The 10264-nt window shown below is 70.4% G+C and carries 7 protein-coding genes; 5 read left to right on the top strand and 2 right to left on the bottom strand.

Features of this window, described 5'->3' with window-relative positions:
- Window positions 1-149: 149 nt before the first annotated feature.
- Together ACFXBC_RS07285 and ACFXBC_RS07280 are read right to left on the bottom strand one after the other, a co-directional pair.
- Window positions 150-1448, bottom strand: coding sequence for a citrate synthase (locus ACFXBC_RS07285; protein WP_385019668.1), 1299 nt, complete (start codon window positions 1446-1448; stop codon window positions 150-152).
- 133 nt (window positions 1449-1581) lie between these two features.
- On the bottom strand, window positions 1582-3852 hold the full coding sequence (locus ACFXBC_RS07280) for an ATP-dependent RecD-like DNA helicase (RefSeq protein WP_385019666.1): 2271 nt from the start codon (window positions 3850-3852) through the stop codon (window positions 1582-1584).
- 253 nt (window positions 3853-4105) lie between these two features.
- On the opposite strand from ACFXBC_RS07280, the gene ACFXBC_RS07275 reads away from it, so the two are divergent.
- The 5 genes from ACFXBC_RS07275 to rbsD are packed head-to-tail and all read left to right on the top strand — an operon-like array spanning window position 4106 to window position 10215.
- Window positions 4106-5236, top strand: a complete 1131-nt coding sequence (locus ACFXBC_RS07275; protein ID WP_385019664.1) for a LacI family DNA-binding transcriptional regulator — start codon at window positions 4106-4108, stop codon at window positions 5234-5236.
- Entirely contained in the window at window positions 5233-6900 is a 1668-nt protein-coding gene (locus ACFXBC_RS07270) for a sugar ABC transporter ATP-binding protein (protein WP_385019662.1), read from the top strand. Before ACFXBC_RS07275 ends, ACFXBC_RS07270 begins: the two co-directional genes overlap by 4 nt.
- Window positions 6890-8863: a substrate-binding domain-containing protein gene (locus tag ACFXBC_RS07265; protein ID WP_385019660.1), complete on the top strand. Its 1974-nt coding sequence runs from the start codon at window positions 6890-6892 to the stop codon at window positions 8861-8863. Before ACFXBC_RS07270 ends, ACFXBC_RS07265 begins: the two co-directional genes overlap by 11 nt.
- A 60-nt stretch (window positions 8864-8923) precedes the next feature.
- A complete protein-coding gene (locus ACFXBC_RS07260; protein ID WP_385019658.1) occupies window positions 8924-9829 on the top strand; it encodes a ribokinase in 906 nt (301 codons plus the stop codon).
- A complete protein-coding gene (gene rbsD, locus ACFXBC_RS07255) occupies window positions 9826-10215 on the top strand; it encodes a D-ribose pyranase (protein ID WP_385019656.1) in 390 nt (129 codons plus the stop codon). The genes ACFXBC_RS07260 and rbsD overlap by 4 nt, the downstream gene beginning before the upstream one ends.
- Window positions 10216-10264: the final 49 nt, after the last annotated feature.

The following is a 10264-nucleotide window of genomic DNA, read 5'->3' as shown; positions in this document are numbered from 1 at the left end:
TCCCGCGCTGGTCTTTTTGTGGTTTCTCGGCGGGGATAGACGTCAAGCGCTAATTCTTCAATCGCGTGGGGTTTTAGCTGGCGGGGGCGCTTTTCGGTTGCCGTGCGGCTATGACCGCCGACGGCGGCGGGCTTCCGCCACGACCGGTGTCAGCGGCCTTCGACCGGCGTGAAGTCGCGCAGGACCTCACCCGTGTAGATCTGGCGCGGGCGGCCGATGCGGCTGCCGGGCTCCTTGATCATCTCGTGCCACTGGGCGATCCAGCCGGGCAGCCGGCCGATCGCGAACAGCACGGTGAACATCTCGGTCGGGAAGCCCATGGCGCGGTAGATCAGGCCGGTGTAGAAGTCCACGTTCGGGTAGAGCTTCCGCTCGACGAAGTAGTCGTCGGCCAGCGCGTGCTCCTCCAGCTTCAGCGCGATGTCGAGCAGCTCGTCATCCTTGCCGAGGGCCGAGAGGACATCGTGCGCCGCTGCCTTGATGATCTTCGCCCGGGGGTCGAAGTTCTTGTAGACGCGGTGCCCGAAGCCCATGAGCTTCACGCCGTCTTCCTTGTTCTTCACCTTGCGGATGAAGGTGTCGACGTCGCCGCCGGACTGCTTGATGCCTTCGAGCATCTCAAGGACCGACTGGTTGGCGCCACCGTGCAGCGGGCCCCACAGCGCGCTGATACCGGCGGAGATCGAGGCGAACATGTTCGCCTGCGAGGAGCCGACCAGACGCACGGTGGAGGTCGAGCAGTTCTGCTCGTGGTCCGCGTGCAGGATGAGCAGCTTGTCCAGCGCGGAGACGACGACCGGGTCCGGCACGTACTCCTGCGAGGGGACCGAGAAGGTCATCCGCAGGAAGTTCTCCACGTACCCGAGGTCGTTGCGCGGGTAGACGAACGGGTGGCCGATCGACTTCTTGTACGCGTACGCCGCGATGGTCGGAAGCTTGGCGAGCAGGCGGATCGTCGAAAGGTGCCGCTGCTGCTCGTCGAAGGGGTTGTGGCTGTCCTGGTAGAACGTGGACAGCGCGCTGACCACCGAGGACAGCATCGCCATCGGGTGCGCGTCACGCGGGAAGCCGTCGAAGAAACGCTTGACGTCCTCGTGCAGCAGCGTGTGCTGGGTGATCTCGTTCTTGAAGGTCGACAGCTCGTCGACCTTGGGGAGCTCGCCGTTGATCAGCAGGTAGGCCGTCTCAAGGAAGCTCGACTGCTCGGCCAGCTGCTCGATCGGGTAACCGCGATAGCGCAGAATGCCCTGCTCGCCGTCGAGGTAGGTGATCGCGGATTTATAGGCGGCGGTGTTGCCGTATCCGCTGTCCAGCGTCACCAGCCCGGTCTGGGCTCGGAGCTTCCCGATGTCGAAGCCCTGGTCGCCGACGGTGCTGTCGATCACCGGGTAGGTGTGCTCGTCGTCGCCGTACCGCAGTACTACAGCCTTGTTAGCGTTCTCGCTCACGTCATCCCTCACCGACGTAGTGCCTCTTCTTCGAGGTGCCCTGACTGTCTCTACCATCCCCCACTTGGCTCAGCAGAGTGCACTCGGGGTCGCCCGTTGGGCTATTTGGCGGCACTGAGTGCCGCCAACCTGCTTATCCTGCCCTCTTCGCCCCGGTTCCGGAACCCCGGGGTGACGATTCCCACGGTCTGCCGTCCGTGCCGCCTCCTGCCAGTCTGTGGTCCAGCGCGGTGAACCGCCTGCCCGCGGAGACCGTACGTACCGCCTGGCCGATCGCCTTGCGGGAGCCGACCAGGACGACCAGCTTCCTGGCCCGGGTGACGGCCGTGTAGAGCAGATTGCGCTGGAGCATCATCCAGGCACCCGTAGTGACCGGAATGACCACCGCCGGGTACTCGCTGCCCTGGGAGCGGTGGATCGTCACCGCGTACGCGTGGGCCAGCTCGTCCAGCTCGTCGAACTCGTACTCCACCTCCTCGTCCTCGTCGGTCCGCACGGTCAGCTTCTGGTCCTCCGGGTTGAGCGAAGTGACCACGCCCACCGTGCCGTTGAACACACCGTTGGCGCCCTTGTCGTAGTTGTTCCGGATCTGGGTGACCTTGTCGCCGACGCGGAAGACCCGGCCGCCGGACCGCTTCTCGGGCAGCCCCGGTCTGGCCGGGGTGATCGCCTGCTGGAGCAGGCCGTTGAGCGTGCCCGCACCGGCCGGGCCGCGGTGCATGGGGGCCAGCACCTGGATGTCACGGCGCGGGTCGAGACCGAACTTCCGCGGGATGCGGCGGGCCGCCACATCGACAGTGAGCCGCCCGGCCTCCTCGGTCTCGTCCTCCACGAAGAGGAAGAAGTCCGGCAGGCCCTGAGTGACCGGGTGCACCCCGGAGTTGATCCGGTGGGCGTTGGTGACCACACCGGACTGCTGGGCCTGGCGGAAGATCCGGGTCAGCCGGACGTTCGGAGCGGGGCTGGTGGCCGACAGCAGATCGCGCAGCACCTCGCCCGCGCCGACGGACGGCAGCTGGTCCACATCGCCGACCAGCAGCAGATGCGCGCCCGGGGCGACGGCCTTGACCAGCTTGTTGGCGAGGAGCAGATCGAGCATCGACGCCTCGTCCACGACGACCAGGTCCGCGTCGAGCGGGCGGTCCCTGTCGTACGCCGCGTCGCCCCCCGGTTTCAGCTCCAGGAGCCGGTGCACGGTGGACGCCTCGGCGCCGGTCAGCTCGGCGAGCCGCTTGGCGGCCCGGCCGGTGGGCGCGGCCAGCACCACCTTGGCCTGCTTGGCGCGGGCCAGCTCGACCACGGAGCGGACCGTGAAGGACTTGCCGCAGCCGGGGCCGCCGGTCAGCACCGCGACCTTCTCGGTGAGCGCGAGGCGGACCGCGGCCTGCTGCTCGGGGGCCAGCTCGGCACCGGTGCGCCCGGCCAGCCAGTGCAGGGCCTTCTCCCAGTCGACGCCGTGGAAGGCGGGCATCCGGTCCTGCTCGGTGCGCAGCAGCCTGACCACCTGGGAGGCGAGCGAGATCTCGGCCCGGTGGAAGGGGACCAGATAGACCGCGGTGATCTGCTCATCGCCGCCCTCGGGACCCGGCACCCTCTCCCGTACGACACCCTCTTCGGCGGCCAGCTCGGCCAGGCAGTCGATGACCAGGCCGGTGTCGACCTGGAGCAGCTTGACCGCGTCCGAGATCAGCTGCTCCTCGGGGAGGAAGCAGTGCCCCTGGTCGGTGGACTGGGAGAGCGCGTACTGCAGACCGGCCTTGACGCGCTCCGGCGAGTCGTGCGGGATGCCGACCGCCTGGGCGATGCGGTCGGCGGTGAGGAAACCGATGCCCCAGACGTCGGCCGCCAGCCGGTACGGCTCGTTCTTCACGACGGAGATCGAGGCGTCGCCGTACTTCTTGTAGATCCGGACGGCGATGGAGGTGGAGACCCCGACCCCCTGGAGGAAGATCATCACTTCCTTGATCGCCTTCTGCTCCTCCCAGGCAGCGCCGATCATCTTCGTCCGCTTGGGGCCGAGCCCCGGCACCTCGATGAGGCGCCCCGGCTCCTGCTCGATGATGTCGAGCGTCTCCAGGCCGAAGTGCGTGGTGATCCGGTCGGCCATCACCGGGCCGATGCCCTTGATCAGCCCGGAGCCCAGATAGCGCCGGATGCCCTGGATGGTGGCGGGCAGGACCGTCGTGTAGTTCTCCACGGTGAACTGCTTGCCGTACTGGGAGTGGGAGCCCCAGTGGCCCTCCATGCGCAGCGACTCACCGGGCTGGGCACCGAGCAGCGAGCCGACGACGGTCAGCAGGTCGGCGCCGCGGCCGGTGTCCACGCGGGCGACCGTGTAGCCGTTCTCCTCGTTGGCGTAGGTGATCCGCTCCAGGACCCCTTCCAGCACTGCCATGTTGGACATGGTGCGACGTTACCGCCGGGGTCCGACAGCCCGGCACGGGCGGTGGGTGCGACCGTCCGGGCCTCCCGGCCGCACCGTCACGACCGGGCAGCCGCACCGTCACGACCGGGCGGTCACGATCGGGCGGTCACGACGATCGGGCAGTCACGATCGGATCACGGAATGCCGGGCTCCTCTTGACCGCGGGCCGTGTAATCGATTCCAATCCTCCGTGTAATCGATTCCATGCGGCCCACAAGGAGGTGGTCCAGCGATGGCGAGCATCAAGGACGTCGCAGCCGGCGCGGAGGTCTCCGTCGCCACGGTGTCCCGGGTACTCAACGGCCATCCGTCGGTCAGGCCCGGCACCCGCACCCGGGTGATGGCCGCCGTGGAGGCCCTCGGTTACCGGCCGAACGCGGTGGCCAGGTCGCTGCGCACCCAGCAGACCCGCACCCTCGGCCTGGTCATCAGCGATGTGCTGAACCCGTACTTCACCGAGCTGGCCCGCTCCGTCGAGGACGAGGCACGGGCGCACGGCTACAGCGTGATCATCGGCAACGCCGACGAGCAGCCCGCCCTCCAGGACCACCACATCCGCACCCTCACCGACCGCCGGATCGACGGACTGCTGGTCAGCCCCACCGACGGCGGCACCCCGCTGATGCTCGACACGGTCGGCGCGGGCGTGCCGATGGTCTTCGTGGACCGCTGGATCCCCGGCGTGGAGGTGCCGGTCGTACGCTCCGACGGGCGCGGCGCCGTCCGCGACCTGGTCGCCCACCTGTACGCACTCGGCCACCGCAGGCTCGCCATCATCGCGGGCCCGGCCACGACCACCACCGGCAGCGAGCGGGTGGACGCCTTCCGCGGGGCGCTGCGCGAGCACGGGCTGCCGCTGCCGGACGAGCTGATCGGGCACGGCGACTTCCAGGCCGGCAGCGGACGCCGGGAGGCGGCCCGGCTGCTGGCGCTGGCCGAACCGCCCGAGGTGATCTTCGCCGCCGACAACCTGATGGCGCTCGGCGCCATGGACGCCATCCGCGCCCACGGTCTGCGGATCCCGCGGGACGTCGCGCTGGCCGCCTTCGACGACATCCCGTGGTTCGTGCACACCGATCCGCCGATCACCGCCATCGCCCAGCCGACCGGTGAACTGGGCCGGGCCGCCGTGCGGGCGCTGATCGACCGGCTGGAGGGCCGGGAGCCGGAGTCCGCGATCCTCCCGGCGCGGCTGGTGGTCCGCCGCTCGTGCGGCGAGCCGCCGCCCGCTTCCCCGCCTGCCGTCTCCCCCGCGGCCCCCGCCGCCGTCACCCCGGTCACCACCGCGGTCCCCCCGGTCACCACCGCCGTCCCCCCTGTCACCACCGCCACCGCCCCGACGCCGAACAGGAGCAACCGGTGAACGTCCCCGACGAGTTGCTGCGTATCGAAGGCATACGCAAGACCTTCCCCGGAGTGGTCGCGCTCGACAGCGTCGACTTCGACCTGCGCCGGGGCGAAGTGCACGTACTGCTCGGCGAGAACGGCGCAGGCAAGAGCACCCTCATCAAGATGCTCTCGGGCGCCTACCGCCCCGACAGCGGCAAGATCTTCGCCGAGGGCCGGGAGGTCCGTATCCACGGCGCGCAGGACGCCGAGCGGCTCGGGATCGCCACGATCTACCAGGAGTTCAACCTGGTGCCGGATCTGACGGTCGCCGAGAACATCTTCCTCGGCCGCCAGCCGCGCCGCTTCGGGATGATCGACCGGGCCAGGATGGAGCAGGACGCCGCCGTGCTGCTGGCCAGGGTAGGGCTCGACATCGCGCCCCGGACCCGGGTCCGTGAACTGGGCATCGCCCGGCTCCAGATGGTGGAGATCGCCAAGGCCCTGAGCCTGGAGGCACGCGTCCTGATCATGGACGAGCCGACCGCGGTGCTGACCTCGGGTGAGGTGGAGAAGTTGTTCGGGCTGGTCCGCGCGCTGCGCGCGGACGGCGTGGGCATCGTCTTCATCACCCACCATCTGGAGGAGATCGCCGCGCTCGGCGACCGGGTCACGGTGATCCGCGACGGCCGCAGCATCGACCAGGTGCCCGCCGACACCCCCGAGGACGAGCTGGTCCGGCTGATGGTGGGCCGCAGCATCGAGCAGCAGTACCCGAGGGAGCGCCCGGCCGCCCCGGCCCCGGGGACCACCACGGCCACCGGAACCACCGGAGCAGCAGCCACCGGAAGCCCCACGGCCACCACGGCCACCGCGCCCGCCGCCCCCGAATCCCCCGCCGCGCAGCCCCTCCTCTCCGTACGCGGTCTCGGCCGGGACGGTGTCTTCCACGACATCAGCTTCGAGGTGCGGGCCGGTGAGGTGGTCGGCATCGCCGGGCTCGTCGGGGCCGGCCGCACCGAGGTCGCCCGCGCGGTCTTCGGGGCCGACCCGTACGACAGGGGCACCGTCGACGTCGTCGGCAGACGGCTCCCCCGGCACGACGTGAACGCGGCGATGGGCGCCGGGATCGGACTGGTCCCCGAGGACCGCAAGGGCCAGGGCCTGGTGCTCGACGCCTCGGTCGAGGAGAACCTCGGTCTGGTCACCCTGCGCTCCGCCACCCGCGCGGGCCTCGTCGACATCAAGGGCCAGCAGGCCGCGGCGGCCCGGGTCGCCGGACAGCTCGGCGTACGGATGGCCGGACTCGGCCAGCATGTGCGCACCCTCTCCGGCGGCAACCAGCAGAAGGTCGTCATCGGCAAGTGGCTGCTCGCCGATACGAAGATCCTGATCCTGGACGAGCCGACGCGGGGTATCGACGTCGGCGCCAAGGTCGAGATCTACCAGCTCATCAACGAGCTGACGGCCTCCGGCCACGCGGTCCTGATGATCTCCAGCGATCTGCCCGAGGTGCTCGGCATGAGCGACCGGGTGCTGGTGATGGCCCAGGGCCGGATCGCCGGTGAACTCCCGGCCCACGAAGCCACCCAGGACGCGGTGATGGCACTCGCCGTCAGCGCCCCGCCCGGCCCGGCGCACAGCAACTCCACCCACTCCAAAGGCGAAGTGAAGGAAGCAGAGGGTTCCCGTGACCACTGACACGCTCAAGAGCAATACGGGCGCGAGTGGCGCCTCTGCGGTCGTCCGCCGCATCCTGCTCGACAACGGCGCACTCAGCGCCCTGGTCGTCCTGGTGGTGGCGATGTCGCTGCTCTCCGGTGACTTCCTGACCACCCAGAACCTGCTCAACGTCGGTGTGCAGGCCGCCGTGACCGCGATCCTCGCGTTCGGTGTCACCTTCGTCATCGTCGCGGCCGGTATCGACCTCTCGGTCGGCTCGGTGGCCGCGCTCTCCGCGACCGTACTGGCGTGGACGGCGACCTCCGAGGGGATACCGGTCTGGATCGCGGTGATCCTCGCGGTCGCCACCGGTATCGCCTGCGGCCTGGTCAACGGCGTACTGATCTCGTACGGCAAACTCCCGCCGTTCATCGCGACGCTGGCCATGCTCTCCATCGGCCGCGGGCTCTCGCTGGTCATCTCGCAGGGCAGCCCGATCGCCTTCCCCGGCTCGGTCTCCTCGCTCGGTGACACGCTCGGCGGCTGGCTGCCGGTCCCGGTCATCGTGATGATCGTGATGGGGCTGATCACGGCGCTGATCCTGGCCCGTACGTACATCGGCCGCTCCATGTACGCCATCGGCGGCAACGAGGAGGCCGCCAGGCTCTCCGGGCTGCGGGTCAAGCGGCAGAAGCTCGCCATCTACGCACTCTCCGGGCTCTTCGCCGCGGCTGCGGGCATCGTCCTCGCGTCGCGGCTCTCCTCCGCGCAGCCGCAGGCCGCCAACGGGTACGAGCTGGACGCCATCGCCGCCGTCGTCATCGGCGGGGCCAGCCTGGCCGGTGGTGTCGGCAAGGCGTCCGGCACCCTGATCGGCGCGCTGATCCTGGCCGTGCTCCGCAACGGCCTCAACCTCCTCTCGGTCTCGGCGTTCTGGCAGCAGGTCGTGATCGGCGTGGTCATCGCGCTCGCCGTCCTGCTCGACACGCTGCGCCGCCGCGCCGGGTCAGGTCCTGGTGCCGGTGGTGCGGCCGGTGCGGGCGCCGGCTCCGGCGGTCCCGGCGGCAAGGGCAGGCAGGTGGCGAAGGCCGGTGTCGCCGTCGTCGTGGTGGCGGCCGTCGTGGGCGCTGTCACCTACGTCAACTCCGGTTCGTCGTCCGGCGGCAGGACCAAGGTCGGGCTCTCCCTCTCCACCATGAACAACCCGTTCTTCGTGCAGATGAAGGCGGGTGCCCAGCAGGAGGCCAAGGCGGAGCACGTCGACCTGACCGTCACCGACGCGCAGAACGACGCTTCCCAGCAGGCCAACCAGATAGAGAACTTCACCAGCGCCGGCGTCAAGGCCATGATCATCAACCCGGTGGACTCGGACGCGGCGGCCCCCTCCGTACGCGCGGCCGACAAGGCGGGCATCCCGGTGGTCGCGGCCGACCGCGGCGTCAACAAGGCGGACACCGCCACCCTCGTCGCCTCCGACAACATCGCGGGCGGCAAGCTCGCCGCCAAGACCCTGGCCGGGAAGCTCGGCGGCAAGGGCCGGATCGTCGTCCTCCAGGGCACCGCGGGCACCTCGGCCAGCCGCGAGCGCGGCCAGGGCTTCGAGGAGGGCATGAAGGCGTACCCGGGGATCAAGATCGTCGCCCGGCAGCCCGCGGACTTCGACCGCACCAAGGGCCTGGACGTCATGACCAATCTGCTCCAGGCGAACCACGGGATCACCGGGGTCTTCGCCGAGAACGACGAGATGGGCCTCGGCGCCATCAAGGCGCTCGGCAGCAAGGCCGGCACCTCGATCCCGGTGGTCAGCTTCGACGGAACGCCCGACGGGCTGAAGGCCGTCAAGGCCGGCACCCTGTACGCCACGGTCGCCCAGCAGCCCGCCGAGCTGGGCAAACTGGCGGTGCAGAACGCGATCAGGGCCACGCACGGCAAGAAGGTCGGCAGCATGGTGAAGGTGCCGGTCAAGGTCGTCACCAAGAAGAACGCAGCCGACTTCTCCTGACGGGCCGCAGCCCGCCACCCCTCTCGAAACCCGCCACCCCCTCCCGAAAGCAGGACTGACATGTACGACTACGACCTGCTGGTCGTAGGGTCGGCCAACGCCGACCTGGTGATCGGCGTCGAGCGCCGCCCCGCGCCCGGCGAGACCGTCCTCGGCTCCGACCTGGTGATCCACCCCGGCGGCAAGGGCGCCAACCAGGCGGTGGCAGCGGCCCGGCTCGGCGCCCGCAGCGCCCTGCTGGCCCGGGTCGGGGACGACGCCAACGGGCGGCTGCTCCTCGCATCGCAGCGCGCGGCAGGGGTCGACACCGCCGGGGTCCTCGTCGGCGGCGCACCCACCGGTGTCGCCCTGATCACGGTGGACCCGTCGGGTGACAACAGCATCGTGGTCTCCCCCGGCGCCAACGCCCGGCTCACCCCGGCCGACATCCGCGCGGCGGGCAGCCTGTTCGAGGCCGCCCGGGTGGTGTCGACGCAACTGGAGATCCCGCTGGAGACCGTCACCGAGCTGGCACGCGTACTGCCGGATGAGACCCGGTTCGTACTGAATCCGTCGCCGCCGCAGCCGCTGCCCGACGAGGTCCTCGCGGCCTGCGACCCGCTGGTGGTCAACGAGCACGAGGCCAGGACGGTGCTGGGCGACGCGGCGGGCGACTCGCCCGAGGAGTGGGCGCGGGCGCTGCTCGCACTCGGTCCGCGCTCCGTGGTGATCACCCTGGGCGCCGCGGGCGCCCTGGTCGCGGACGGCCGTACGGGGACGAGCGCGCACGTCCCCAGCCTCAAGGTCGAGGCGGTGGACACCACCGGTGCGGGGGATGCCTTCACGGCCGCGCTGGCCTGGCGCCTCGGGCAGGGCGAGGAGCTGGCACAGGCCGCCTCGTTCGCCGCCCGGGTGGGTGCGACGGCCGTCACCAGGCCGGGTGCGCAGGAGTCCTATCCGACCGCCGCCGAGGTGCGGGCGGAATGAAGCGGTCCGGGATCCTCAACCGCCATCTGGCGGGCGCCATCGCCGAGTTGGGCCACGGCGACGGCGTGCTGATCTGCGATGCGGGGATGCCGGTCCCGTCCGGCCCCCGCCTGGTGGATCTGGCGTTCCGGGCCGGAACACCGCCGTTCGCCGAGGTGCTCGACGGTCTGCTGGCCGAACTGGTGGTGGAGGGCGCGACAGCCGCCCAGGAGGTACGGGAGGCGAACCCGGCGACGGCGGAGCTGCTGGACGCCCGCTTCCCTGAGCTGCGGCTGGTCCCGCACGACGACCTCAAGGGCCTGTCGGCGGGCGCCCGCCTGGTGGTCCGCACGGGCGAGGCGCGTCCGTACGCGAACGTCCTGCTGCGGTGCGGGGTCTTCTTCTGACCCGACGGCGTTCCGACTCCGACGGCGTCGGGGCCCGGTCCGGTGGACC

This window comes from Streptomyces sp. NPDC059398, assembly GCF_042751845.1.
Classification (GTDB): Bacteria; Actinomycetota; Actinomycetes; order Streptomycetales; family Streptomycetaceae; genus Streptomyces.
This window is presented reverse-complemented; position numbering and strand designations above follow the sequence as displayed.

What these genes read in the sequence shown, in the direction of transcription:
- ACFXBC_RS07280 (WP_385019666.1), bottom strand. Translation starts at nt 3,852, where the DNA reads ATGTCCAACATGGCAGTGCTGGAAGGGGTCCTGGAGCGGATCACCTAC.
- ACFXBC_RS07275 (WP_385019664.1), top strand. Translation starts at nt 4,106, where the DNA reads ATGGCGAGCATCAAGGACGTCGCAGCCGGCGCGGAGGTCTCCGTCGCC.
- ACFXBC_RS07260 (WP_385019658.1), top strand. Translation starts at nt 8,924, where the DNA reads ATGTACGACTACGACCTGCTGGTCGTAGGGTCGGCCAACGCCGACCTG.
- rbsD (WP_385019656.1), top strand. Translation starts at nt 9,826, where the DNA reads ATGAAGCGGTCCGGGATCCTCAACCGCCATCTGGCGGGCGCCATCGCC.